The organism is Wenyingzhuangia sp. (assembly GCF_039768515.1).
Lineage (GTDB): Bacteria > Bacteroidota > Bacteroidia > Flavobacteriales > Flavobacteriaceae > Wenyingzhuangia.
Genome location: NZ_JBDNAI010000093.1, coordinates 1 through 25,959, shown reverse-complemented (window position 1 = coordinate 25,959; position 25,959 = coordinate 1). Strand labels below are relative to the sequence as shown.

Sequence of the window (25,959 nt, the reverse complement as noted above, 5' to 3'; positions counted from 1 at the left end):
TCTTCTAAATACTTTTGTATCGCGCCAAATTGATCAAAGGGAGCATAGATCAAAACTCCTTCCTCTTCTTTGAAAACTTCTTCGACTTCAAAATCCATCAACTCTAGTTCTAACTCCTCCAAGTCCATTCCTTCAGCGGTTTTTATGGTAAAATTACAGACGTGATCAAACATAAAGATAACAGATCCTGAGGTTCCCATGTTACCGTTGCATTTATTGAAGGCTGAGCGGACATTTGCTACTGTACGATTGTTGTTGTCTGTTGCTGTTTCTACGATGATTGCGATACCATGAGGTGCGTATCCTTCGAACAGTGCCTCTTTGTAATTGGCAGTGTCTTTATCAGTTGCTTTTTTAATCGCTCTCTCGACATTTTCTTTCGGCATGTTTGCAGCTTTTGCATTTTGCATCACTGCACGTAACCTTGAATTGGCATCAGGATTTGGGCCTCCTTCTTTGATTGCCATAACAATGTCTTTTCCTATGCGCGTAAACGTTTTGGCCATGGCAGACCAACGTTTCATTTTACGTCCTTTTCTCAATTCAAATGCTCTTCCCATTTCAGTATCGTTTGTTTATCCTGTAAAACTATTATTTTTTCTATTTCGCTCCAACTTTTTGTTAGACCTGTAGAACGCCTAGATTAAAAGGTTTTTCTATTGGTGCGTTGTTTGCGGCTTCTATTCCCATTCCGATCCATGTTCTAGTTTCCAGAGGATCAATGACTGCATCTGTCCAAAGTCTTGAGGCTGCATAATACGGAGAGGTCTGTTTGTCGTATTTGGTTTCTATGTTTTTGAGTATTTCAGCATGTCTTTCAGGAGTTATTTCTTCTCCTTTACGTTTTAAAGTTGCTTCTTCTATTTGTGCCAAAACCTTTGCTGCCTGTGCACCACCCATTACGGCTAATCTAGAAGATGGCCATGAAAAAATTAATCTTGGGTCAAAAGCTTTTCCACACATGGCGTAGTTTCCTGCTCCGTAAGAATTTCCAATCACTACGGTGAATTTTGGTACTACTGAATTGGAGACAGCGTTGACTAACTTTGCTCCATCTTTGATAATTCCTCCATGTTCACTTTTACTACCAACCATAAACCCAGTTACGTCTTGTAAAAAAACCAACGGGATTTTTTTCTGATTACAGTTCGCAATAAAACGAGTAGCCTTGTCGGCGGAATCCGAGTAGATGACCCCTCCAAATTGCATTTCTCCTTTTTTGTTTTTAAGAACTTTTCTTTGGTTGGCAACAATACCCACAGCCCAACCTTCTATTCGGGCATACCCACAAATGATACTTTCACCATATCCGTCTTTATATGCTTCAAATGCGGAGTCATCTACCAGTCGTTTGATGATTTCGTTCATATCATACTGTTCGGCTCTAGACTTTGGTAGTATCCCATAGATTTCTTCTGGATTTTCTTTAGGAGGAATCGTTTCTTTTTTACTGTACCCAGCTTTGTCAAAATCTCCAATTTTATCCATGATGTTTTTGATGGTGTCTAAGCAATCCTTATCATCTTTAGATTTGTAATCTGTTACTCCAGATATCTCGCAGTGTGTTGTTGCTCCTCCTAAAGTTTCATTGTCTATTTGTTCTCCAATGGCTGCTTTTACAAGATAGCTACCTGCTAGAAAGATACTTCCTGTTTTGTTTACAATTAAAGCTTCGTCGCTCATGATAGGTAGATAAGCACCCCCTGCAACGCAACTCCCCATCACTGCAGAGATTTGAGTGATTCCCATACTGCTCATTTTGGCATTGTTTCTAAAAATTTTACCAAAATGCTCTTTGTCAGGAAAAACTTCATCTTGCAAAGGCAAATATACCCCAGCACTATCAACCAAATACAGAATTGGTATTCTGTTTTCCATTGCAATTTCTTGAGCTCTTAGATTTTTTTTTGCTGTAATAGGAAACCATGCACCAGCCTTTACGGTAGCATCATTGGCAACTACAATACATTGTTTTCCACTGACATACCCTATTTTCACAATTACACCTCCAGAAGGGCATCCTCCGTGTTCAGGGTACATCTCATCTCCCACAAAGGCACCAATTTCGATACTTTTTTTGTGGTCATCAAATAAATAATCAATTCTCTCTCTTGCTGTCAGTTTTCCTTTTAGGTGTAACTTTTCTATTCTCTTCAAACCGCCACCCAAAGCCACTTTGTTGAATCTAGACTTGAGGTCTGATAAAGTAAGTTTGTTGTGATCTTCGTTTTTATTGAATTTGATGTCCATAATGTGTTTTTTGCAGTTTCAAATGTACAAAATTGCTAACATTTTTAAGGAATAACGGATTATTAATAGCGGAGAAATTCTTTTTTAAGATTGAATTTTTATTGAAACAAATCGTTATAAATAATACTATTTGTGAAATAGAATTAAGATTGAGACATTGGTTTTAATATAAAAAATTAAATTTACAATGTTAAACTTTAGTAAGACTTATACAATACTCGTTTGGTAAAAGTATTTTTTGTGGTCTACTCCAATAAATAAAAAAAATGAAGAAAAGTAGTATAAAAAAAATGGGGAATTCACCATTTACCATGATGGGTCCAATAGAATTAAGACAGCCAATACCCAGTAGGTATATTGATAGGGTTAATCCATTTCTTTTGTTGCATCATTATGGACCTTATCCTATCAGTAAAGAAAGTAATCCTTTTGATTTAGGAGCCCATCCACATAGAGGATTTGAACCTATCACTTTTTTAATTCAAGGAGAGCAGAAGCATAGAGATTCGTTAGGAAATATTCAAACCATTAAGAGTGGAGGTGTCCAGTGGATTACTTCCGGTAAGGGAATTATCCATGCAGAAGGGCCCACTCCAGAATTTATTGAAAGAGGAGGAGCATTAGAGGGAATTCAGTTGTGGTTGAATTTGCCAAGAAATAAAAAAATGATAGAACCTGCCTACCAACAAGCCGATTTAGATGAAATGGAAAGTATTGTTTTTGAAGGAGGAACACTAACCGTAGTTGCGGGGGTACAGGGAGGAAAGTCGGGCGTTATCAAAACCCAAACCCCTGTAAATGCTTTTTGGGTAGACTTGAAAAAAGGAGGAGAATTACCTGTAGAGATTTCAAAAAACCAAGATGCGATGGTTTATCTGATTACTGGAGATGTGGAAGTGAATGAAACAGAGCGTTTGGTTTATGGAGAAACTGTTTTAGCAACTTTTGAAAATGATGGAGATGGATTTACGTTGAAAGCGAATGAAGTTTCAAAATTATTGGTCTTATCTGGAGCTCCTATTGATGAACCAGTAGTGATGGAGGGACCATTTGTGATGAACAGTAGGAGGGAAACGATGCAGGCTTTTATGGATTATCAACAAGGTTTTATGGGAAGGTTAGAGTAAATAAATCGGTTTTTTATTCCATATAAAGCTCAGGTATTGATTTTGTGTTCTTTGAAAAAGAAGAAAAAAGAGTGCGAGAATGATGAAGTAAAGGACAAATCTACAGTTTAAAATAAATATGATGAAAAACATTGTCACAGGAATTGCTTTTATCCTTTGTGGAATTGTTACTTTTGGTGTCCTTATAAAATGCCAAAAAATGAAGACGATAGAAGCTCCAATTGCAGATAAAATTCCAACTGAGCTAGTAAAACATAATGACATTCGTGTTGATAATTATTACTGGATGCGTTTGTCAGATGCAGAAAAAGAAGCTGATAATCCCTCGGAAAAAACACAAAAAGTCATTTCCTATCTCAATGATGAGAATTCTTTTTTTAAAGAAGAAAGCAAACACACTTTAAAATTTCAAGACGATCTGTTTCAAGAAATGAAAGGTAGAATTAAGGAAGACGATAGTTCTGTTCCCTATTATAAAAATGGCTACTATTACATTACTAGATATGATGTTGGAAGTCAGTATCCAATTTATACTCGCAAAAAAGATTCTCTATCTGCTAAAGAAGAAATTTTGTTAGATGTAAATATTTTGGCAAAAGGATATGATTATTTTGACATTGGGGGTATGTCTATAAGTACCAATAACAATTTATTGATTTATGGGGTAGATCCTACAGGAAGAAGGCAGTACACTTTGTTTGTGAAAGACCTTTCTACTGGTGAAGTACGAGAAGATCATATTGAATTGACAACTGGTTCAGCGACTTGGGCGAACGACAATCAAACCTTTTTTTACACCAAAAAAGATATGGTTACGCTACGAAGTGATAAAATATACAGACATGTTTTAGGCACCTCTCCAGAGGAAGATGTATTGGTCTTCCAGGAAAAAGATGAAACTTATGGCGTGTATGTTGGGAAAACAAAGTCAAAAAAATATATTTTAATAGGGTCTTATAGTACATTACAAACAGAGTATCAGTATTTAGAAACAGATACCCCAACAGGAAAATTTAAAGTTTTCCAACCCAGAGAAAAAGGGTTAGAATATAGTCTAACACATTATGATGATGCTTTTTATATTCACACCAATAAAGATGGTTCGACTAATTTTAAATTGATGAAAACCTCGGAAACTGCAACTGATAAAAGCAATTGGGTTGATGTTATTCCGCATAGAGAGCAGGTCTTACTTGAGGATATGACTATTTTTAAGGACTTTTTGGTTTTAGAGGAGCGAGAAAATGGATTGGGTAAAATAAGAATTATAAGATGGGATCAAAGTCAGGACTATTATTTACCATTTCCGGAAGAGACTTATGCTGCCGCAGTATTAGGCAATTCAGAGTTTGATACTCCTTGGTTGCGTTTTGCGTACAATTCAATGACGACTCCTAGTTCGGTTATTGATTTTAATATGCATACCAAAGAAGAAGTGATTAAAAAGGAGCAAGAAGTGCAAGGAGGAACCTTTGACAAAAAGAATTATGTCAGTAAACGCATCTGGGTAAAAGCTAGGGACGGTAAAAAAGTAGCGCTTTCTATTGTGCATAGGAAGGATACTAAAATTGATGAAAATACGCCCATTTTTATGTATGCATATGGATCTTATGGGCATACGATAGATGATGGGTTTAGTACCACACGCTTGACTTTATTAGATAGAGGTTTTGTCTTTGCATTGGCACATATTAGAGGTTCAGAATATTTGGGAAGACCTTGGTACGAGGATGGGAAATTGTTAAACAAGAAAAATACATTCAACGATTTTGTTGATTGTGCTCAGTTTTTAATTGAAAGTAAAATGACTTCACCTGCTCATTTATATGCCATGGGAGGGTCTGCCGGTGGATTGCTCATGGGAGCAATCTGTAATATGAATCCTGAATTGTTTCATGGGGTAATATCAGCGGTTCCATTTGTAGATGTTGTAACTACAATGCTAGATGATAGTATTCCTCTAACAACAGGAGAATATGATGAATGGGGAAATCCAAATAATAAGGAGTTTTATGATTATATCAAATCGTATTCCCCGTACGATAATATTGAAGCCAAAGAATATCCAAATTTATTGGTTACAACTGGATTGCATGATTCACAAGTGCAATATTGGGAGCCTGCGAAATATGTAGCAAAATTAAGAGACTATAAAACAGATAAGAACAAGCTCTATTTACACACAAATATGGAGGCAGGACATGGAGGTGCCTCTGGCCGTTTTGATGCCTTAAAAGAAGTGGCTATGGAGTATGCTTTTATCTTAGATTTAGAAGGAATTAAACAATAGTTTATCTTAGATATTGGGTATAAAAAAAACCGAGCTTTTGCTCGGTTTTTTTTGTTTTATGTACGACTGTGTGTTTAGTCGTTGTCGTTTACGTTGATTCCTTCGTAAGCATTCATTCCGTGTTCGTGGATGTCTAAACCTTCTACTTCTTCTTTTTCAGAAACCCTTAGACCAATGGTCTTTTTGATTGTAAAAAGAATGATGAAAGAAGAAGTCAAACAGGTGATACCAATCACCATTACTCCGTAGGCTTGCGTTCCTAACTGAGCAAAAGATCCAGTACTAAATACACCTTTATCACCCCAGATTCCAACAGCAAGGGTACCAAATATACCACAAACCAAGTGTACACCAATAGCTCCAACTGGGTCGTCTAGTTTTAATCTATCAATAATTCCAATGGCAAAAACGATAATTACACCCGCAATAAATCCTATGATAATTGCGTCCATTGGTGACATTAAATCCGCACCAGCAGTAATTCCTACCAAACCAGCCAAAGAACCGTTGAAGGCCATGGTAATATCATACGTCTTAAACTTAAGGTAAGAAGTAATAAAAGCAGCGATGATACCAGAGGCTGCGGCTAGAGATGTAGTGACCAATACAAGAGATACCAATCCTGCGTCAGCAGATAAAACAGATCCCCCGTTAAAACCAAACCAACCAAACCAAAGTAGAAAAACTCCTAGAGCAGCTAAAGGAATATTGTGTCCTTCAATAGGTTGAATCGTACCATTAGATAAGTATTTACCCAAACGAGGTCCTAGCAAGATTACTGCCACTACAGCAGCCCAACCTCCTACGGAGTGAACCAAAGTAGAACCTGCAAAATCATAGAATCCCATTTGATCTAAAAATCCACCTCCCCATTTCCATGAACCTACTATTGGATATATAATTCCAACATAAACAAGTGAAAAGATTAAAAATGAGTTTAATTTGATTCTTTCAGCTACGGCACCTGATACAATTGTAGCAGCCGTTGCAGCAAACATCCCTTGGAATAAAAAGTCTGTCCAGTAAGTGTAACCATCAGCATATGCAGCGCTTAATCCACCCTCAGGTAAAGAAAGGCCCCAACCCGCAAAACCAAATACACCGTTAAATTCCCCTGGGTACATCAAGTTAAATCCACAAATGGTATAGGTGATTAGACCTATGGCCACAATCATAAAGTTTTTGAATAAAATATTTATAGCGTTTTTTGATCTCGCTAATCCTACCTCTAGAGCAGAAAAACCTAGATGCATGATAAAAACCAAAGCGATGGATACCATCATCCATAGGTTGTTAATTGTAAAGTTTAATGTAGTTTCCATATGTTTATCTTAATGTTTCTTCTCCTTTTTCACCAGTTCTTATTCTGTATGATTCTTGTACGTCGTACACAAAAATTTTACCATCACCTACATCACCTGTACTTCCAAATTTCAAAATCGTGTCGATTGTTACTTGTTCAAAGTCATCATTTACAACAATAGTTAGAAAGCGTCTCTGAATATCTGCGGTACTAAAAGAAATACCACGGTAAACTTTTCCTACTCTTTCGTTTCCTAAAGCGGTAACATCCCAGTAAGAAAAAAAGTTAACCCCTACATCGTGAAGGGCATTTTTTACGTCAGAAAATTTAGATTTTCTGATGATTGCTTCTATTTTTTTCATCGAGTTATAATTTATATTCGAGCGCAAATATATGTAATATGAAATGAATTGAAGTTTTAAAGCAAAAAAAAATACGTAGAATTTTAAAATTCTACGTATTTTTTTAAAAAAAAGAAATGAAATCTAAGTATTTTATCGTAGCGTTTGTTCCCCTTTTTCACCGGTCCTTATCCTGTAGCTTTCTTTGATGTCATATACAAAAATTTTACCATCACCCACTTCACCCGTTGCGCCAGATTTTAAAATTGTACTGATGGCTACTTCTTCGTAATCGTCATTAACGATGATTGATAAATATCTTCTTTGTATATCTGCAGTGCTAAAAGAAATACCACGGTAAACTTTTCCTACTCTTTCATTTCCTAAAGCAGTAACATCCCAAAACGAAAAAAAATTAATTCCAGCCAGGTGTAAAGCGTTTTTGACTTCTGAGAACTTTGATTTTCTGATAATAGCTTCAATTTTTTTCATTTTTTTGGATTTAGATTTATCTAAAGATACAACAATAGTATTCAAAAAAAGCGACCTAATTCTTTTAAAAGATTTAGGCCGCTTTCCTCTAAACTAAAAACAAATTCTTAATCATTGTATACACCAATTCCGTGTTCAGCTTTGTCTAATCCTTCGATTTCTTCTTTTTCAGAAACTCTTATTCCAATGGTTTTCTTTAAGATAAAGAATACAATTGTTGCTGTTACTAATGCCCATCCTGCATAAGATAAAGCTCCAATTACCTGTACTCCAAAGTCTGCATCTGGATAGAAAACTCCCACAAGGATCGTACCTAAAGTACCACATACTCCGTGTACAGAGACAGCTCCAACAGGATCATCAATTTTTAATTTTTCATCTATGAAAGTTATTGCAATAACGACTACTACTCCTCCAATTAATCCCATAATGGCAGCAGAACCAGGAGAAACGTTTGCACAACCAGCAGTGATTGTTACCAACCCAGCTAATGCACCATTTAGTGTCATAGAGATATCAGGCTGTCCGTATCGAAACCAAGTATAAAACAATGCAGCGGCAGCCCCTGCAGCAGCAGCAAGGTTAGTATTGATCAAAATAGTACCAACAGCTATCACGTCTTCTTCAGAACCAAAAGCCAATTGTGAACCTCCGTTAAATCCGAACCATCCTAACCATAAGATTAAAACTCCTAAAGCACCAAATACGATATTATGACCTGGAATTGCTTGAGAAACTCCATTTTTGTATTTTCCTATTCTTGGTCCAACCATCATTGCACCAATCAATGCGGCCCATCCCCCTACAGAGTGAACAATTGAAGATCCAGCAAAGTCAATGAAACCCATTTGAGTCAACCATCCATCACCTTGCCATTGCCAGTGACCTGCAATCGGATAAATGACAACTGTCATAATGAAAGAAAAAAGAATGTAGGTTGTAAACTTAGTTCTACCAGCGACTGCTCCAGAAACAATAGTTGCAGCAGTTGCGGCAAAAACCGTTTGGAAGAACAAATTGTACATGTCGACCCCTTCGTTATAGAATAGAGAAGGAGTTCCAACCCAGCCCCCAATAGTTTCTCCGTACATAACGGTATAACCTATGGCCCAAAATCCTAAAGAACCTACGATCAAGTCCATTAAGTTTTTCATAATAATATTTCCTGCGTTCTTTGAACGTGTAAACCCAACTTCTACTAGGGTAAATCCTGCCTGCATGAAGAATACCAGAATTCCTGATATAATAATCCACAAAGCTCCCATGATTGCACTTGTATCCATAATCTAAATTTTAAATTTTTTTATTTATTTTTATTTTAATGTGTCTGCACCCTTTTCTCCAGTACGTATACGATATGTCTCTGATACGTCTGAGACAAATATTTTTCCATCTCCAACTTCTCCTGTAGAAGCCGATTTTAACAAAGTATCAATTGTGATTTGTTCAAAATCATCGTTTACGATAATTGCCAATTGACGCCTTTGAATGTCGTTGGTGCTGAAAGATACTCCACGGTATACTTTTCCTACTTTTTCATTTCCTAGACCAGTTACATCCCAGTAAGAGAAGAAGTTTACATCTATTTCATGTAAGGCTTCTTTCACTTCAGAAAATTTTGATTTTCTGATGATCGCTTCGATTTTTTTCATAATTAGAAGATTTTATTTGTGTTAAAATGTTTTAGTTATCTGGCAAGATTCACATCTTGCCAGATTGTTTTTAATCTTATCTAAAGCTTAGAAAGAATATACAGCAGCTACTGTCAACTGGTTAAAGCTTTCTTCGCTTGATCCTTCAATCAATCCATCTTCAGAAGAATCGATTCTTAAATCAGCAACAACGTTTAAATTGTCTGTTAATGCTGTGTTAGCTGTCAAGGTAATTGCAGTTACGGACTCATCGTTATTAGCCTCTCCATTGTAAGCAAAATATTCAGGACGTAATCCTAAAGATAATGTTTCTGAAGCTGCATATTGTAAGTACAAAGCAGCACCTTGGTATCCAGACTTTGCGTCAGCAGATGATGAATGTGCAGCATTAATTCCTACGTAAAAAGCGTCAGATACGTCAAATCCTCCGGTGTAGTCTAAGTATAACTGGTCAGTTGCACCAAAACCATCAGCACCATAAGCGATGTTTAAGTATTGACCTTTGTAACCTGCTTGGAAACCTAGTTGAGCATAGTCTTCACCATAAGCTGTTCCAAAGTTACCATGTGGGTTGGTTACGGCAACCATGAAAGATAAGTCTTCAGAAGCTGCATAGTCTAACTTCGCTCCAACATGTGTAAATGGTCCCGCGTTGAATAAGTAAGATACCGTATAGTTGAAGTTTGCTGCAGGAGAGATTACTTCATATCCTAAGAAAGTATTGAACTGACCAGCAGTTACGGTTAATGCATCATTCACGCTGTAAGATACATACATTTGATTTACAATACTTCCGTATCCTGAAGCATCTGCAGACCTAGGTCCGAAGGCCAAATCCACAACCGCTGTAGCCTTTCCAGCCTCGTAAGCGAAGATTGTGTTTGCCATCCCTAAACCAAACATTGTAGCGTCTTCTGGAGTATCTACTAATAATCCAGGTGCTCCTGCACCGTCAACTGTATTTACAGTTCCATAAACATCAACTGTTCCAGATACAGTCAATTTTCCTTCTTGTGCAAAAGTTAACATTCCCGTTAACATCATTGCTGATAAAATAATTTTTTTCATACTTAAGTATTTTGTGTTTTTAAGTTTTGACAAATCTACGTATTAATACGTATTAAACAAGTATTGTACACCTGTTTTTTCGCAGTTTTTTACGTACATACTGAGTTTACTACTTACGTAGTGTAGATAAATGATAAAAAAATAGGAGTTTAGATACATTGTTTATACATTTGTTGTCTATACATTTATTGTTTGTACAACAAAATAATGATCAACTATGGAGAACATATATAACAAAGCAGTTGTAGGTTTGATGTTAGCAGGAAATTACGTCATGGAACCTCTCAATAGTTTTTTCAAAGGCTATGATTTAACAGTACAGCAATACAATATTCTAAGGATTTTGAGGGGACAGAACGGTACTCCCATCAATTTATATGAATTGCTTACTCACATGATACACAAGAGTAGTAACACAACAAGATTGGTTGAAAAGCTGAGGTTGAAAGGATTGTTAGAACGCAAAGTATGTGAATCGAATAGGCGAAAGATAGAGATTGTAATTACCACCAAAGGTTTGGATTTGTTAGAAAATATAAATCAATCTTTGATAGACTTTGAAGAAAAATTAGTCCACAATTTGTCAAAAGATGAACTAAACACATTATTAGAATTAATAAATAAAGTAACAAATAAATAAACAAACAAAATGAGAACAACAATGATGAAATCACTATTGGTAGCAGTATTAGCAATTAACTTGTCAGTATTTGCAGGCGTAAAAAATCCAATAAAACTAGGGAAAAGCACGGTAACTTGGATTGGTAAGAAGGTTACAGGAGCGCACGAAGGTACCATTGCCCTAAAAGCTGGGGATGTAATTTTAGAAGATGGAGCTCTGGCGGGGGGAACTTTTGTGGTTGACATGACAACTATAGACGTTACAGATTTAGAGGGTGAATATAAAGGCAAATTAGAAGGTCACTTAAAGTCGGATGATTTTTTTGGAGTCGCGAAATTTCCAGAAGCTACCTTTGTGATCACAAGTGTTGAGGGATCAATAGTAAAGGGTGATCTTACGATTAAAGGTCATACAGAAGAACAATCATTTGATTTGATTACCAAAGACAATACAATTAGTGGTAAAGTAATGATTGATAGAACTAAGTTTGGAATCAAATACGGATCAGGTTCATTTTTCGATAATTTAAAGGATAAAGCCATTGATGATGAGTTTGAATTGAATGTAAATATTCTTTTTTAATAGAAATATTTTATTGACAACATAAGTATAGGTTCAACATCAAATGATGCTGGACCTATATTTTTTTATGTCAATTTGAAGAAACTTATCTATTCGAACACTATATTTCTTAAATTCGCAGAACAAACAAAAGTACATATGTCTAAATTTGAATTGAAATTACCTAAAATGGGTGAGAGTGTGGCTGAGGCTACGATTACTACTTGGTTGAAAGAGGTGGGAGATTTTATTGAGTTAGATGATGCTGTATTGGAGATTGCCACCGATAAAGTAGATTCTGATGTTCCTAGTGATGTTTCAGGTATTTTGGTGGAGAGAGTATATGAAGAGGGAGATGTAGTAAAAGTAGGAGAGGTATTGGCAATCATCGACACCCAAAAGGAGGAATCTGAAGTCTCTAGACCAGAAGCAAATAAGATAGAAGAACCTAAAAACATTGAAGATAACATTATTGAGGTTGAAGCTGAAGTAAATGAAGTGATTGCACAAGTTTCTGTATCCTCAACCCCAGTGATAGCTAATAACGAGGATCATTTTTATTCTCCGTTGGTTAAAAAAATAGCAGAAACTGAAGGCATTACTCAAGCGGAATTAGACGCTTTGAAGGGCACAGGATTAGATGGAAGAGTAACCAAAGACGATGTGTTGACTTATTTAGAGCACAGATCTAAACCCACTTCTAAGCCGTCTGTTGATCAAGTAGAGGCCAAGAAAAGCGAGACTCCTGAGATTCATCTTGAGGGAGCAACACCGTTAGAGGTAAATTCCACCGACGAGTTGATTACCTTGTCGAGGATGGGTAAAATGATTTCAGATCACATGGTGCATTCTAAGCGAAAAGCTTCTCATGTTCAATCTTTCATAGAGGTAGATGTAACGAACATTGTAAATTGGAGAGCCAAAGTTAAGGATGCTTTTTTAGAAAGAGAGGGCGAAAAGCTCACTTATACCCCTATTTTTATGATGGCAGTGGCTCAAGCGATTAAGAAATACCCATTGGTCAATATCGTGTTTGATGGTGTGGATCAAGTGGTAGTTAAGAAATCTATAAATTTAGGAATGGCATCTGCTTTAGCGGATGGAAATTTAATTGTTCCTGTGATTAAAAATGCGGAACACTTAAACTTAATTGGAATGACCAAATCTGTCAATGATTTGGCTCTACGATCTAAGCAGAATAAATTGAAACCAGAGGATGTCAAAGGCGGCACTTACACTGTTACAAATATAGGAGGTTTTGGTTCTGTCTTTGGAACTCCAATAATCAATCAGCCAGAGAGTGCTATTTTAGCTATTGGTGCTATTAGAAAAGTTCCAGCAGTTATAGAGACTTCAGAGGGCGATTTTATAGGAATCCGACATAAAATGTATCTGTCACATTCCTACGATCATCGTGTGATTAATGGTGCTTTAGGAGGGTTATTGATTAAAGAAATAAAAGATATTTTAGAAGCCTGGGACGTAGATCAATTGGCATAGGATACTTTATGCTTCAAATATTAAAAAAAGCCTGTTAGTTATAGCAGGCTTTTTTATTTCAATTGGATTCAAATATTTCTGTTAGAATTTCGTGGCTACTCATGTTTGGTTCTTGTATTTGTAAAATATTGGAGAGTGTTGGGGCAATTTGTGTAATGTTTACAGGTCTTTTGACTTTTTTTCCTTTTTTTATGTTTCCACCGTAAAACAGAATGGGAATGTGAGTGTCATAATTATAACCACTACCATGAGTCGTTCCTGTTTTGGTATAGTAGTCACTAATTACAGTAGGTTCAAGGGTTAAAAGAATATCCCCAGATCTTTTTTGGTGATAACCCTCTTGTAACAAACTCAAGGGAGATTTTGTAAATTCTGCATTTTGCATGGCATAGGCAGAAACTGCTCTATGCACATTTGGATATGTAACAATTTCATTGATCAGCTGATTTTGGACTTCTTCAAGTTTCAATCCTAGTTTATCAATTTCAATATGATCTAAGAAAATTTGTTCATTAGAATAATCTTTGATCAAACTGTAGCTGCCATACGTTTTGTCCATAAATTGATTTAGTTTTATAAACAATTCTTTTTTAGAAAAGTATCCTCCAGGTATTTTATGTTCCATCAAATAATTTGGGATTTCAACAACTCCATGATCTGCGGTTACAAACATCACATAGTTCTTGTTTCCTACTTTTCTGTTTAAGTAGTTGATGAAGTCATTTAAGTCATTGTTTAGTCTTATATAAGCATCTTCAATCTCTTTGGAGCCCGCACCGTATTTATGACCAATATAATCAGTAGATGAAATGCTAATCGCCAAAAAATCGGAGTACTTTTTACTTTTTCCTAAGGTTTCGTTTTTTACTATTTCTTTCGCAAAATCTAACGTCATTGTGTTACCAAAAGGAGTGTTTTTTAAGAGATCATAAGTTCCATTTTTATCTTTTAGTGCTCCTAGGTCATGAGGAAAAACAGGTTTTTCTTCTCCGTTAAATCGCCCCTCATATTCACTAAAATCGTCTCTGCTTTCTGTGTATTTGTGTATTTTTTTTCGGGTAACCCACGGGGAAGTTAAATACTCGCTGAGTTTTAATTTATTCAATGTATTGTAAAGACTTACCCAACTAGGTAGCACTTCAGTGTAGTATGAGCTGGAAACCCAATTTCCAATTTTTCCACCATCAAACCAATATGCAATATCAGCGGCATGGCCTACGGGTAAAATAGCTGATCGGTCTTTGATTGCAATACCAATGACTTTTCCTTTAAAATGCTGAGCTAATTTTAATTGATCACTAACGGTAGAGGCGATCAGTCTTTTTGGTGATCTTTTTCCTTCGTTACTAAAACTACCAATGGTTTTGTAGCTGTTGTCATGAACCACATAAACACTTTTATCGTTGTATTTGTCATACCAATTATTTCCTATAATCCCATGGTTTTTTGGCGTTGTACCTGTGTAAATAGACGCATGGCCAACAGCGGTGTAAGTTGGTATGTAATTAAAATGGGCATTTTCATAAGTGGTTCCGTTCTTTATGATTCTATTAAATCCCTTGGAGCCAAATTGTTTTTTGAATTTCTGTAAATAGTCATATCTCATTTGATCAACAACAATTCCGATGACAAGTTTTGGTTTTTTTACCTGTTGTGCACTTAAAGTCAGTACATGAAGCATTACAAATAAGTTAAATATCTTTATCATTTTCAAAGGGAGTAATTTTAAAACAATATTAAAAGTAAGCATATTAGAGTAATTATTTGTGAAGTATTTGATATTTTAGCTTAAATTTTGGTCAATGAATTATATCAAGAGTATTGGCGTCTATGTCATCATGCTTAAAAGTGTTTTTAAAAAACCACAAAAGCGAAAGATTTTTTGGGAGGCTGTTTTTAGAGAAATAGATGATTTAGGTGTAAAGTCCATGGGGATTGTAGCTTTCATAGCTTTTTTTATTGGAGGTGTTGTAGCCATACAAACGGCATTGAATTTGGAGGATCCCATCATACCAAAATATCTCATAGGTTTTGCAACCAAGAGATCTGTTATTCTAGAGTTTTCGTCTACTTTTATTATGGTTATTTTGGCAGGTAAAGTAGGATCTTACATCACCTCAAGTATAGGAGCAATGCGTGTATCAGAGCAGATTGATGCTCTAGAGGTCATGGGCGTAAACTCTTTAAATTACCTAGTGCTTCCAAAGATCATAGCGACCGTATTCTTTTATCCTTTTTTGGTCTTGTTGGCCATGTTCCTGGGGATTTTAGGAGGTTGGGTTTCTGCCATCGCGACGGGATTGTTCAAGAAACAAGATTATATTGTAGGTGTTCAGTTAGATTTCGAGCCGTATTTAATTTGCTACAGCCTTATCAAGTCCGTAGTTTTTGCTTTTTTGATTGCGACGATACCTTCTTATTTTGGTTATTATGTAAAAGGAGGTTCTTTAGAAGTTGGTAGTGCAAGTACAAAAGCAGTGGTTTGGACCATTGTTATGATTATTTTTACGAATTATTTTTTAACTCAAATGTTGCTAAGCTAAAATTATGATAGAAGTTAAAAAAATATATAAGAGTTTTGGGGATTCCCCTGTGCTTAAAGGTGTTGATGCTTCTTTTGAGGCTGGAAAAACCAATTTGATTATTGGTAAGAGTGGTTCAGGAAAAACCGTTTTTTTGAAAACACTATTGGGATTACACCTTCCTGATCGGGGTATCATATCTTATAATGGTCAATCGACAGCCGCTATGTCTTTGAAAGAAAAAAGGCAGCTAAAACAGGATTTAGGGATGGTGTTTCAAGGTTCGGCTCTTTTCGACTCCTTGACAGTCGAAGAAAATGTAATGTTTCCGTTGAAAATGTTCACGAGTCAAGTCTATTCTGATATGTTAGATCGAGTGAATTTTGTATTGAAGAGGGTCAATTTAATCAACTCAAATCATAAATTTCCAGCTGAATTATCAGGAGGAATGCAAAAGCGTGTGGCTATCGCACGTGCGATTGTAACCAATCCAAAATATTTGTTTTGTGACGAGCCCAATTCGGGCTTAGATCCCAGAACCTCAATCGTGATAGACAATCTTATACAAGAAATTACAGATGAATATCAAATGACAACAGTTATCAATACGCATGACATGAACTCTGTCATGGAAATTGGTGAAAAAATAATTTTTCTTCAAGAAGGCTTAAAAGAATGGGAGGGGACAAATGAAGATATATTTAAAACTGATAATGAAGCAGTTGTAAATTTTGTGTATAGTTCTAACTTATTTAAGAAAGTAAGAAAGGCCTATTTAGAAGAATAAATTTTTCTTTTTCTTTTGTGTAACTATATAAAAGTCCTATATTTGCACCCGCAATAACTAGTGGTATTTAATGACCTGGTAGCTCAGTTGGTAGAGCATCTCCCTTTTAAGGAGAGGGTCCTGGGTTCGAGCCCCAGCCCGGTCACAAATTACAGTTTTAACACGATTTATTGCATGGTGAGATACTCAAGTGGCCAACGAGGGCGGACTGTAAATCCGCTGACTATGTCTTCGAAGGTTCGAATCCTTCTCTCACCACTAATGACCTGGTAGCTCAGTTGGTAGAGCATCTCCCTTTTAAGGAGAGGGTCCTGGGTTCGAGCCCCAGCCCGGTCACAAATGCAAAATGATTAAAAAGCCTATAAATCTTAGATTTATAGGCTTTTTGTCTATGTAAACTTATATAGTCTTTTATCTTTTTTATGGGTTCTCTATAAGCGTTTGTTTAGAGGGGAAATGATTGATGAGTTCTATTTTTGATTTGTCTAGCCTAATTGCTAACCATTCTTTTAGTTGTTGCTGTTTAATAGTGTCATTGACTTTCCATGTAGCTTCAAATACGCTTACTGTGTCTATCTTGATAAAGTTGGTTTCTAATTTATTAGCAAAACTCAATCTGTCTAGGTGCTCATAAATAATTTTTGCTTCCTGGCTAATTTTAACAAAGGGGATTTGTTGTTTTAGTAATAATTGGAGTTGTGCTTCCTTTTCAAGAATTAAGCTTTCTTTTTGTTGAATGATTTCATCTTTGGTTGCTACTAGGTTTTGATTCTTGATGTATGAGTCTTTGATCATGTTAATTTCGTCTTCAAGAAAAGAGCTTTTGTCATCTTGTTGGATTTCTAAAGTAGATTTAGGCAGTCCATATTCTTCAAGTTTATTAGACCAAATGGTTTTTTGTGTGTTGTTTAGATTGGTTCCTAAAACCACAATTTTAATTTTTCTCTTTTCATAATTAACGACGCTATTGATAATTCCAGCGTTGGTCTTTTCCTGTAGCGATGTGACAAATTTTTCTGCATTTAATTTATACTGATTTCCTTTAAAGAGTAAATAAAACTGATACATGCTAAATCCAATAATCACCGTTGCAATGATTGCTGCAAATTGAGAGACTCTTTTGCGTTTGGTTTCGTTGATGTATTTGACAATTGGAAAGCGCAAAAATTTGACCAACGAAAAAGTTGCAATAGCAATGAAAATAGCATTGATAATAAAGAGAAACATAGCCCCAAAAAAGTATTCTAAATTCCACGTAGCCAGTCCGTATCCTGCAGTACATAAAGGCGGCATTAAAGCTGTTGCAATAGCGATACCAGCGATCGTGTTGGTCATTTCTGTTCTTCTACTCAGTGCTATAATTAATGCCAGTCCCCCTGCGAGAGCAATAAGAACATCTCTAACATCTGGCGCAGTACGAGCAATAATTTCTGGTGTAGCTTCTTGAAACAAAGGAATGCTAAAAAACAAAAAAGAAGTAGTAATACTTAAACCAACCATGACCCCCAGATTGATAAGAGATCTTTTTAAGGTGTCGATATCATTAATTCCGATAGAGAGTCCTAGTCCTAAGATAGGTCCCATTAATGGAGAGACAAGCATTGCACCAATGACAACAGCGGTAGAACTCACATTTAGTCCGATTGACGCAATAAATATTGAAAAAATAAGTACCCAAGCATTATGGCTCTTTACAGGAATTCCAGCTTTAATTTTTTCAATTGTTATCTCTTTGTTTGTCTCTTCTCTTATGTCTAAAAGGTTTGTTAAAAAAGTTTTAATTGCGTTAAAAAAGCCTTTGAATCCTTCTTTGACTTCTTTTTTATTGTTTTCTAGATTAGGGCTATTTTCAGTCGTCGCCATGAGTATTTTTTTTGGGTTCTATTCGTGTAATAAGCGCATTGCCTTTTATCAAAAATTTTTTTTGGTTTTTTGTTTCTAGGCATTCATATCTTGTTCTTCGTTTGTTTAGAATTTTAAAAACTCTATTGTTTATCAAAAACAAATCTCCAGATTTTAATTCAAATATAAATTTTTTATTGAGGTCCAAGCAGTTGACTTTCAGTTGTAGTTGCGTAGATAAAATTAAATCTGAATCTGTTGTTGCCTTTGGATTGACAAGGTGTTTTGCTAACGGGCTAAGGATCTCATCTTCAAAAATATCATTGGTTAGGAAAGGTAACATCAAACGTTGGAAATTTTGTTTCCATTGTTTACCATGTGGTTTGGCTTTTGGGTAATTCATGTGGGTTTCTAAATGAGCAATTTCATGAACCAAAGTAATTAAAAATTGAGCTTCAGATAAATCATTGTTGATTGAGATAGTAGCTATTGGTAGTGTTGCCCTGAAATCTCCTCTTTTGGTTTTTCTACCTTTTGTGATTTTTAAATGAAAACGGTAGTTGTTCAATAGTTCGGATAATGATTTTTTAGCTGCAATAGGAATATAGGGAAGCAATTTCTCAATCATAATGTTATGGTGTTGTGCTAGAAACCTCTAAAACTTTACCATTATAAAACCGATGCCCTTTGGTTGCAAAATCAAAAATGTAATTTGCCATTTCATTGGGCTTTATTGGTGCTTGATATCCAGGGAAAGCTTCTTGTAGCATTTCTGTTTGAACAGCTCCCAATGCCAAAACATTAAACGCAATTTTTTGTTCCTTATATTCTTCTGCTAGTAACTCAGACAAAGTGATTACTGCCCCTTTCGAGGAGCTATATGCGGCCAATCCCGGAAATTTAAGACTTCCTTGGATTCCGCCCATACTGCTGATGGTTACCACATGGCTGTTTTCTTCTAGATACGGGAGTGTTTTTTGGGTCAACAGTGCAACAGAAAACACATTGACTTGATAAACTTCTTTGAATTCTCGCTGAGAGATTTCAGCAAATGGTTTGTTGATCAATTTTCCAGCATTATGGATGATGGTTGTCAATGTGATGTTGTTTTTGGAGATATAGTCAATCACAGTTTCTATTTCATTTTCTTTACTCAAGTCAATTCCGAAAGTCTTGATTTTTGGATGATTGATAGCCTTTAAGGTTTTTGTGTTTCTGGATAGGGCTATCACATTAAAATTGTTGTTGGCAAAGAGCTGAGCCAATTCGAATCCTATACCTCTGCTAGTACCTGTTATAATTACTGTTTTACTCTTCATTTTCTTGGGGTTCTAAAGTCTTGAAATCTATATGTTGATAGGCACCAATATCTGGTGTCTCTATTCTATTTTGTTCTAAAATATCAAAAGGTACTAACTTTGAGTTTTCAAGATCAGCACGATTGATACCCTCGTTTTCTATCCCGATTCTTAAATCATTGATTGAAGTATTTCTAAAATCTAACTTTTTATTTAACAAGACATTTGTATATAAAAGACTATCAGTTGTATCGTAAAGTCCATCTCTTTTCTCGAGATTCAGTAAGCAATTTTTTAGATGAAAGTTAAAGTTTACATCTTGTTTTTTTTTGTCTAAAAATAGTTCACTTGTTCGGTTTCCTGAAATAATACAGTTCACAAAATTTGCATTGTTCAGAGGTGAGGAAATCAGGCTGTTGTTTTCGTCTAAATAATAATTAGCCAGAGAAACATTACTTTCTGATTTAAATCCTTTGTTCCAATAATTAGCAAAAGTACAATGTCTAAAAATATAGTTCCCCCCTTGTAAGTACAGGTTCGATTTTCCAGCTTGTCCTATAATTATATTTTCTGCGTCAATATTAGCATTTTCAGTGTAGATAGCATCTTCTGCTGCATTATATATCTCAGTGTTCTTTAAAGAAATAAGATTGGTATTGTTCGTAATTTTAAAACCTGTAATTGGATTCAATATTTTTAGATAATTGATGTTTACAATTCCTGTATTGTTCAAGTTTATACCTTTCCATTGTCCCGGAATTTGATTGTATTCATAGTTAAGGTTGTCACTTCTAAAAATGATAGAGTCTTTTTTGGTTCCATTGATGTTTAAAGTTGCTCCTTGTGCAATGGACAGACTAGCATTTTCGTTAAAATAGACCATTGTTCCTGCGTCAATTATGAGCTCACTGTTTTCCGGCACGATGGCATTTCCATAAATGACATACGGTTTGGTATTGGTAAATTGAGTTTGATTAATTTCATAATCAGTCCCTTCGTTAGGGAATAAAAAATGAGCGTCTTTGACCAAAGTAATTAAAGATACTTTTTGTTGGTTCGTATCAGAGTCAAAAAGGATAAGGTCTTTATAAAGCATTTCTTCATCTGTGTCCAAAATATCTGCGGTAACTTCAACAAAAATGAAAAGGCTGTCTTTTTTTAGTAGTAGAACGTTATCAAATTCAGTACCCGAAATACCATCCACATTGATTCTATATTTAGAATTGTCTTTACTTAGTTTTATTTTAGGAATATTGATATCATTATTTCCTTTGTTGTAAACTGTTAGAAGGTGGGTAGTGGTGGTTAAATTATTAAACACAGTGTCTAGGAATATAGTGTCCTTTGAGAAACTTAGGTTTCCTGAATTATTTGTAGTGCTAAAATCTTTGCGGCATGAGAGATGAGCTGCTGCAAGAATAAACAATCCTAATTTTAAAAAATGGATGCTTTTCATTTATTTTACTATTTCTATTTCAAATAATTTATCCCAATGCTTTCCCGTTACGTACAGTTTTTTTGTTTCGGAGTTGTAGGCAATTCCATTGAGTACCTTGTCTTGTGATTGTGCGATAGTTTTGTTGTCCAATAAATCTGTGAGCCCATTTAAATTGATAATGGCTTTCACAGTACCGTTTTTTGGGTTGATGATGGTAATGGCATTTTTCATCCAAATATTTGCATAGATTTCTCCCTCTACATATTCTAATTCATTTAGATCTTTTACGTATCTTTTGTTGGTGTAGGCTTCAATATAAAATTCTTCTTGACCGTTATTAGGGTTTAGAAACCAAATTTTTTCAGTTCCATCAGACTTGATGAGGTGAGTTTCGTTATGTGATAAACCCCAACCCTCTTTGCTTTTATTATAGTTAAATGTGTCTTCGGTTTCAAAGGTATTAACGTCGTGTATAAAGCCGACATTGCTTTGCCATGTGAGCTGATAAATTTTGTTGTTAAAGATCGTAATCCCTTCTCCAAAATATTTGTTTGCTAGAGGTTTTTCTTGAAGTGTTTTTCCTGTTTTCAGATCAATTTTTTTTAATACCGAGGCCCCATTTTGACCTGTTCCTTCAAACAATTCGTTGTTATAAAACTCGAGCCCTTGTGTAAAAGCGTTTCTATCATGAGGATAAGTGTTGATTACTTTGTAGCTATAAACTTGAGGTGCTTTGTCTGCTAAAAAAACAACGACCTTTTCTTTACTTGTAACGTCATCATCTTTACCAATACTTACTTTTAGGACATGTTTTCCCAAACGGTAATTTTTAATGTCCAAGGACATGTTTTCACCAGAACCTATTTTTTGTCCATCTAAAAAATAACGAATTTCACGATCTTCAATTGTAAGCTTTGAAACAGAGACAGTTAGGGGGTTATCTATTTGTGTTTTTGTAGGTGCGTTTAGATCAAAATCGACTTGTGTTTTACAAGCATAAATGCATTGCATTATTGAAAATAGGATGATGATTCGGTTTAAAGACATCGGATTATTGAAAATAAAGTTAATTCGGCGAAAATATTTCTGTTTATTTTTTTATTAATCAAAAATATACTTAAATTTGCAGTCTTGAAAATAAAACACAGTTAAAACATATATATAATTATGAAAAAAGGAATACATCCAGAAAATTATAGAATGGTAGCTTTTAAAGATATGTCTAATGGTGATGTATTTTTAACCCGTTCTACAGCCAACACAAAAGAAACGTTAGAAGTAGATGGTGTAGAGTATCCAGTTGTAAAAATGGAAATCTCTAGAACTTCACACCCCTTTTATACAGGAAAATCTAAACTAGTTGATACTGCTGGTCGTATTGATAAGTTTAAAACCAAATACGCTAAGTTCAAAAAGTAATTTTTTGATTTACAAATGATAAAAAAAGCTGTTGATACATCATCAACAGCTTTTTTGTGTTATAAGATTTAACGATTGCTTTTTACATCCCAGTAGTCTCTGAGTTGATTCCCAATAATCATAAAAGATAAGACTAATAAAACGATTAAGCTACCTGGTATGATTGCGAGATATGCTTTGCCCGTAACAATATAATTGTAATGATTTTTGATAATAATTCCCCAAGATGGAGTAGGGGGCTGTGCACCAAGTCCTAAAAAACTTAATCCACTTTCTACTAAAATTGATGCAGCAAAATTAGATGCTGAAATTACAATTATCGGCCCAATGATGTTGGGTAGAATATGTTTTGTAATAATTTTAAAATCTGAGATCCCCAAAACTTTAGTTGCCTCGATATATTGTAGGTTTTTGAGACTTTTTATCTGGCCTCGAACAACTCTAGCGACCTCTACCCACATCGTAAGGCCAACAGCTAGATAAATTTGCCACAATCCTTTTCCAAGACCGACGGTGATGGCTATGACCAATAAAATGGTAGGAATAGACCATGTTACATTTATCATCCACATGATTATACTATCTATAAATCCTCCGAAATAACCGGCCAAAGCCCCTAATGTAAGTCCAATGATTAAGGAAATGCTGACGGCTATAATTCCGATAGAAAATGAAATACGAGCACCAATAATTAGTCTACTCAATAAGTCCCTTCCGTATTTATCTGTACCTAACCAAAATGTTTTTTTGAGCACACTGACCTGTTCATTTTTTGTGATGCTCAAGGTTTCTTCTTGATTTAGTAATTGATATTCAATAGTGTGTTTGTTAATTTTAAAATCTTTTTCAATTGGAGTTTCTTTGTGAAATTCCTTATTCCCAAAAGCTATGGTTTTCCAAAAACTTTGATAGGTATCAGTATTGACTTCTTTTAGGATATATGTTGAAAATCCAGGGGGTTTGGTTTGAATCGTAACATGCATCGTATTTGCGTTTGAAGTATTGTCTGGAGAAATTAGATAACCAAACAAAGCAACAAATGCTCCAAGACAGATAAAGCCAACACATAGGTAGGCTAAAAGATTTTTAGAGTTCAAGTCTTTGAAAAAAATCATTTTATTTGTTGGCCACTTTTAGTTTGCTCAGGGTTTTGATGGCTTCATTAATATAAATATCGTTGTGTAAGCTCTCATGCCAGATATTTCTTTTGTCTCTAAGTATTGTATCCTTAGCGATTAAATTGCTTTCGTAGCTAGGAGATTCAAACGTGTATTGAGAATCAAATTCTAAGACGTCTTTGTAGGCTTTTGCTTCTTTGTTCAGTTGTTTTTGTTTGTTCTGATATTGTTTTATACTTAAGGTGTATTTCAAGTCTTCTTGATTTTTTTTAAGCCATTTTGCGTAAGAATCTATATTGTTAAACTGGGGGTTTGCGTCTATGCTTTTTTGCATTTCAGTTACCACCTCATCAAAATTACTATAGTGGTCCATGTGAGCATATTTTGCTTTTTCAATATGATCCCAAGCTAGAGGGGCATCTAATTCACGTTCGGCAATATCTAAATAGCTATATCTATCAGGCATTACAATGTCAGAACTAACTCCTTTTAGCTGTGTAGAGCCTCCGTTGATTCGATAGAATTTTTGTATGGTTAATTTTAACGCACCCAAGTCTTCATTGTAGCTTAAATATTGGTTGATAGGAATTATGTTTTGAACTGTACCTTTTCCATAAGTTTGTTTACTACCAATGATTACAGCCCTTTTGTAGTCCTGCATGGCAGCAGCTAAAATTTCTGAGGCAGATGCTGAAAGTTCATTTACCATAATCACAAGAGGTCCTTCCCAAACTAAGCCGCTATCGGTATCATTCTTTATATTGGGTTTGTTGTCTTTATATTTCACTTGCACTACAGGTCCTTTATCGATAAACAATCCAGCAATCTGTATGGCTGTACTCAAAGATCCTCCGCCATTATTACGTAAATCTATCACTAAACCATTGATGTTGTCTTTTTTGAGCGCCTCTATCTCTTTGCGCATATCAGCTGCAGAATTTCGATTTCCTTGTTTTGTGAAGTCAATATAGAATTTAGGTAAATCAATAATTCCGTATTTTTTACCTTCTATTACAGTTATTGTAGACTTAGCAAACGTATCTTCAAACTCAACAATATCTCTGACAATCGCTATCTTTTTGTAGGTGTTGTCAACTTTTTTTACTGTCAGAATAACCGTTGTACCTTTTTTTCCTTTAATCAATTCAATAGCATCTGTCAAACGCATACCAATGATGTTAGTAGGTTCTTCCTCTGAGTTTTGAGCTACTTTTGTAATGATATCTCCGACTTCAAGCTCTCCTTGTTTGTAGGCAGGTCCACCAGCAATAAGTTCAACGATTTTAGTATATCCTCTTTCATCTGACAATCTAGCTCCAATACCTTCAATGGATCCGGCCATACTAGAATCAAACTTTTTTTTCATGTCCGGAGCAAAATAAGTAGTATGGGGATCAAATTGAGCGGTTATACAGTTCAGAAATATAGCAAATCTATCGTTTTTAGGAGTGTTGTCTTCATAGTAGAATAAATCTTCTATATTGTCTAAAGTTTTTTCTCTTGCTTTTTTTTCAAGTTCACCAAAACTTAATTTTTCGTAAGTTTTTTCTTCTTTAGCTTTTTCTTCTTGATCTTTTAAGTCTTCTGTTAATTTGTTGATGGTCGAGAATTTTAGATGTTTTCTCCACAGGTTTTTCTTTTCGATTGTATCTTTAGGATACTTACTCGTTTTGGGGTCTAAGTTGATGTTTTCTTTTATATCGAAATCAAAATTATGAGTTAATATTTCTTGATAAAGGTTTTTAGATTCTTCTAATCTAATCAAAAACACACGGGTTACTTCATTAAAAAAATCAAATTTTCTACGGATGATTTGATTGTCAATATCATGATAGTACTTTTTGAATTCTGCCACATCACTAGCAAGAAAGTAACGTTTGTAGGGATCTAAGCTTTCTAAATATTTGTCAAACACAGCTTCAGAGAAGTCGTCATTTATCTGCTTGGGCTCGTAATGTCCTTTTTCAAGAATAAATCGCAATGCTTCCATGAGAATTCGATCTTTCTCAGGGGTTTTATCTGATTTTCCTGTGTTGAATCCGTAAAAGACTGATAGTCCTATGCTTAATATGAATGCGTATATGAGTTTGCTGTGTTTTTTCATGAATGTATATAAAGTCAATATTGTGAGGTACTAATTTAGTTTTTTTTCAAAGGGAATTAAAATAAAATCGAAAACATCTTCTGTTCATAAATAAACTCTGCATTTGTTTTATTGATTCCTGAAATTTAATAGTAAATTTGAGTTTTAATTCGATTCACAATGTCAAAAAATAGACCAAAGATTTTAGTTACCAACGATGATGGAATAACTGCCAAGGGAATCAGG

24 protein-coding genes and 3 tRNA genes are annotated in these 25,959 nt (G+C 35.1%); 11 read left to right on the top strand and 16 right to left on the bottom strand.

Going from position 1 to position 25,959, the window contains the following annotated elements; genetic code table 11:
* Together ABF281_RS06545 and ABF281_RS06540 are read right to left on the bottom strand one after the other, a co-directional pair.
* On the bottom strand, positions 1–560 hold a 560-nt coding region (locus ABF281_RS06545; RefSeq protein WP_347180880.1), incomplete at its 3' end, for a YebC/PmpR family DNA-binding transcriptional regulator.
* A gap of 61 nt (positions 561–621) precedes the next feature.
* A complete protein-coding gene (locus ABF281_RS06540) occupies positions 622–2,250 on the bottom strand; it encodes a carboxyl transferase domain-containing protein (RefSeq protein ID WP_347180879.1) in 1,629 nt (542 codons plus the stop codon).
* A 266-nt stretch (positions 2,251–2,516) separates the two neighbouring features.
* Between ABF281_RS06540 and ABF281_RS06535 the strand changes: the two genes are divergently transcribed.
* Positions 2,517–3,377, top strand: coding sequence for a pirin family protein (locus ABF281_RS06535; RefSeq protein WP_347180878.1), 861 nt, complete (start codon positions 2,517–2,519; stop codon positions 3,375–3,377).
* 199 nt (positions 3,378–3,576) lie between these two features.
* Entirely contained in the window at positions 3,577–5,667 is a 2,091-nt protein-coding gene (locus ABF281_RS06530; protein ID WP_347180881.1) for a S9 family peptidase, read from the top strand.
* Between the two features lie 74 nt (positions 5,668–5,741).
* Here ABF281_RS06530 and amt (ABF281_RS06525) read toward each other — a convergent pair whose 3' ends face one another.
* The 6 genes from amt (ABF281_RS06525) to ABF281_RS06500 all read right to left on the bottom strand — a co-directional run bounded on the left by amt (ABF281_RS06525) (position 5,742) and on the right by ABF281_RS06500 (position 10,523).
* Positions 5,742–6,989 (bottom strand): ammonium transporter, encoded by a 1,248-nt coding sequence (amt, locus tag ABF281_RS06525; protein WP_347180877.1) that lies wholly within the window; start codon positions 6,987–6,989, stop codon positions 5,742–5,744.
* Positions 6,990–6,993: 4 nt separating this feature from the next.
* Positions 6,994–7,332, bottom strand: a complete 339-nt coding sequence (locus ABF281_RS06520; protein ID WP_347180876.1) for a P-II family nitrogen regulator — start codon at positions 7,330–7,332, stop codon at positions 6,994–6,996.
* 132 nt (positions 7,333–7,464) lie between these two features.
* Positions 7,465–7,803: a P-II family nitrogen regulator gene (locus ABF281_RS06515; RefSeq protein ID WP_347180875.1), complete on the bottom strand. Its 339-nt coding sequence runs from the start codon at positions 7,801–7,803 to the stop codon at positions 7,465–7,467.
* A 107-nt stretch (positions 7,804–7,910) separates the two neighbouring features.
* Positions 7,911–9,086, bottom strand: coding sequence for an ammonium transporter (amt, locus tag ABF281_RS06510; RefSeq protein ID WP_347180874.1), 1,176 nt, complete (start codon positions 9,084–9,086; stop codon positions 7,911–7,913).
* Positions 9,087–9,116: 30 nt separating this feature from the next.
* The gene (locus ABF281_RS06505) at positions 9,117–9,455 is read right to left on the bottom strand and encodes a P-II family nitrogen regulator (RefSeq protein WP_347180873.1); all 339 of its coding nucleotides are present in this window, start codon (positions 9,453–9,455) and stop codon (positions 9,117–9,119) included.
* Between the two features lie 87 nt (positions 9,456–9,542).
* Positions 9,543–10,523 (bottom strand): outer membrane beta-barrel protein, encoded by a 981-nt coding sequence (locus ABF281_RS06500; RefSeq protein WP_347180872.1) that lies wholly within the window; start codon positions 10,521–10,523, stop codon positions 9,543–9,545.
* Positions 10,524–10,740: 217 nt separating this feature from the next.
* Here ABF281_RS06500 and ABF281_RS06495 point away from each other — a divergent pair, with 217 nt between their 5' ends.
* From ABF281_RS06495 to ABF281_RS06485, 3 genes are all read left to right on the top strand, one after another.
* Positions 10,741–11,163, top strand: coding sequence for a MarR family transcriptional regulator (locus ABF281_RS06495; protein ID WP_347180871.1), 423 nt, complete (start codon positions 10,741–10,743; stop codon positions 11,161–11,163).
* A gap of 21 nt (positions 11,164–11,184) precedes the next feature.
* Complete coding sequence (locus tag ABF281_RS06490; protein ID WP_347180870.1) at positions 11,185–11,727, top strand: YceI family protein; 543 nt, start codon at positions 11,185–11,187, stop codon at positions 11,725–11,727.
* 138 nt (positions 11,728–11,865) lie between these two features.
* Entirely contained in the window at positions 11,866–13,206 is a 1,341-nt protein-coding gene (locus ABF281_RS06485) for a dihydrolipoamide acetyltransferase family protein (RefSeq protein WP_347180869.1), read from the top strand.
* Between the two features lie 58 nt (positions 13,207–13,264).
* Here the strand turns inward: ABF281_RS06485 and pafA are convergent, their stop codons facing one another.
* Entirely contained in the window at positions 13,265–14,914 is a 1,650-nt protein-coding gene (gene pafA / locus ABF281_RS06480) for an alkaline phosphatase PafA (protein WP_347180868.1), read from the bottom strand.
* 94 nt (positions 14,915–15,008) lie between these two features.
* Between pafA and ABF281_RS06475 the strand changes: the two genes are divergently transcribed.
* The 5 genes from ABF281_RS06475 (at position 15,009) to ABF281_RS06455 (ending at position 16,851) form a co-directional block, all read left to right on the top strand.
* The gene (locus ABF281_RS06475) at positions 15,009–15,749 is read left to right on the top strand and encodes an ABC transporter permease (RefSeq protein WP_347180867.1); all 741 of its coding nucleotides are present in this window, start codon (positions 15,009–15,011) and stop codon (positions 15,747–15,749) included.
* A 4-nt stretch (positions 15,750–15,753) separates the two neighbouring features.
* Positions 15,754–16,515 carry an ATP-binding cassette domain-containing protein gene (locus ABF281_RS06470; protein WP_347180866.1) on the top strand — a complete coding sequence of 254 codons (762 nt, stop codon included), beginning with the start codon at positions 15,754–15,756 and terminating at the stop codon, positions 16,513–16,515.
* Between the two features lie 72 nt (positions 16,516–16,587).
* Positions 16,588–16,660 (top strand) — tRNA-Lys (locus ABF281_RS06465).
* A 31-nt stretch (positions 16,661–16,691) separates the two neighbouring features.
* Positions 16,692–16,773: transfer RNA gene (locus ABF281_RS06460), tRNA-Tyr, on the top strand.
* 5 nt (positions 16,774–16,778) lie between these two features.
* A tRNA-Lys gene (locus ABF281_RS06455) sits at positions 16,779–16,851 on the top strand.
* An 84-nt stretch (positions 16,852–16,935) separates the two neighbouring features.
* Here ABF281_RS06455 and ABF281_RS06450 read toward each other — a convergent pair.
* Genes ABF281_RS06450 through ABF281_RS06430 form a run of 5 tightly spaced genes read right to left on the bottom strand, consistent with a single transcriptional unit; the run spans position 16,936 to position 22,104 of the window.
* Positions 16,936–18,378 carry a DUF389 domain-containing protein gene (locus tag ABF281_RS06450; RefSeq protein ID WP_347180865.1) on the bottom strand — a complete coding sequence of 481 codons (1,443 nt, stop codon included), beginning with the start codon at positions 18,376–18,378 and terminating at the stop codon, positions 16,936–16,938.
* Positions 18,365–18,985: a SprT-like domain-containing protein gene (locus ABF281_RS06445; protein ID WP_347180864.1), complete on the bottom strand. Its 621-nt coding sequence runs from the start codon at positions 18,983–18,985 to the stop codon at positions 18,365–18,367. Before ABF281_RS06445 ends, ABF281_RS06450 begins: the two co-directional genes overlap by 14 nt.
* Before the next feature lie 4 nt (positions 18,986–18,989).
* Positions 18,990–19,676, bottom strand: coding sequence for an SDR family oxidoreductase (locus ABF281_RS06440; protein WP_347180863.1), 687 nt, complete (start codon positions 19,674–19,676; stop codon positions 18,990–18,992).
* Positions 19,666–21,111 (bottom strand): hypothetical protein, encoded by a 1,446-nt coding sequence (locus ABF281_RS06435; RefSeq protein WP_347180862.1) that lies wholly within the window; start codon positions 21,109–21,111, stop codon positions 19,666–19,668. Before ABF281_RS06435 ends, ABF281_RS06440 begins: the two co-directional genes overlap by 11 nt.
* A complete protein-coding gene (locus tag ABF281_RS06430) occupies positions 21,112–22,104 on the bottom strand; it encodes a glutaminyl-peptide cyclotransferase (protein ID WP_347180861.1) in 993 nt (330 codons plus the stop codon).
* 156 nt (positions 22,105–22,260) lie between these two features.
* Between ABF281_RS06430 and ABF281_RS06425 the strand changes: the two genes are divergently transcribed.
* Positions 22,261–22,512 carry a type B 50S ribosomal protein L31 gene (locus ABF281_RS06425; protein WP_167189520.1) on the top strand — a complete coding sequence of 84 codons (252 nt, stop codon included), beginning with the start codon at positions 22,261–22,263 and terminating at the stop codon, positions 22,510–22,512.
* Between the two features lie 68 nt (positions 22,513–22,580).
* Here the strand turns inward: ABF281_RS06425 and ABF281_RS06420 are convergent, their stop codons facing one another.
* Positions 22,581–23,627: an ABC transporter permease gene (locus tag ABF281_RS06420; RefSeq protein ID WP_347180860.1), complete on the bottom strand. Its 1,047-nt coding sequence runs from the start codon at positions 23,625–23,627 to the stop codon at positions 22,581–22,583.
* Position 23,628: 1 nt separating this feature from the next.
* Positions 23,629–25,734 (bottom strand): carboxy terminal-processing peptidase, encoded by a 2,106-nt coding sequence (locus ABF281_RS06415; RefSeq protein ID WP_347180859.1) that lies wholly within the window; start codon positions 25,732–25,734, stop codon positions 23,629–23,631.
* Between the last annotated feature and the right edge of the window lie 225 nt (positions 25,735–25,959).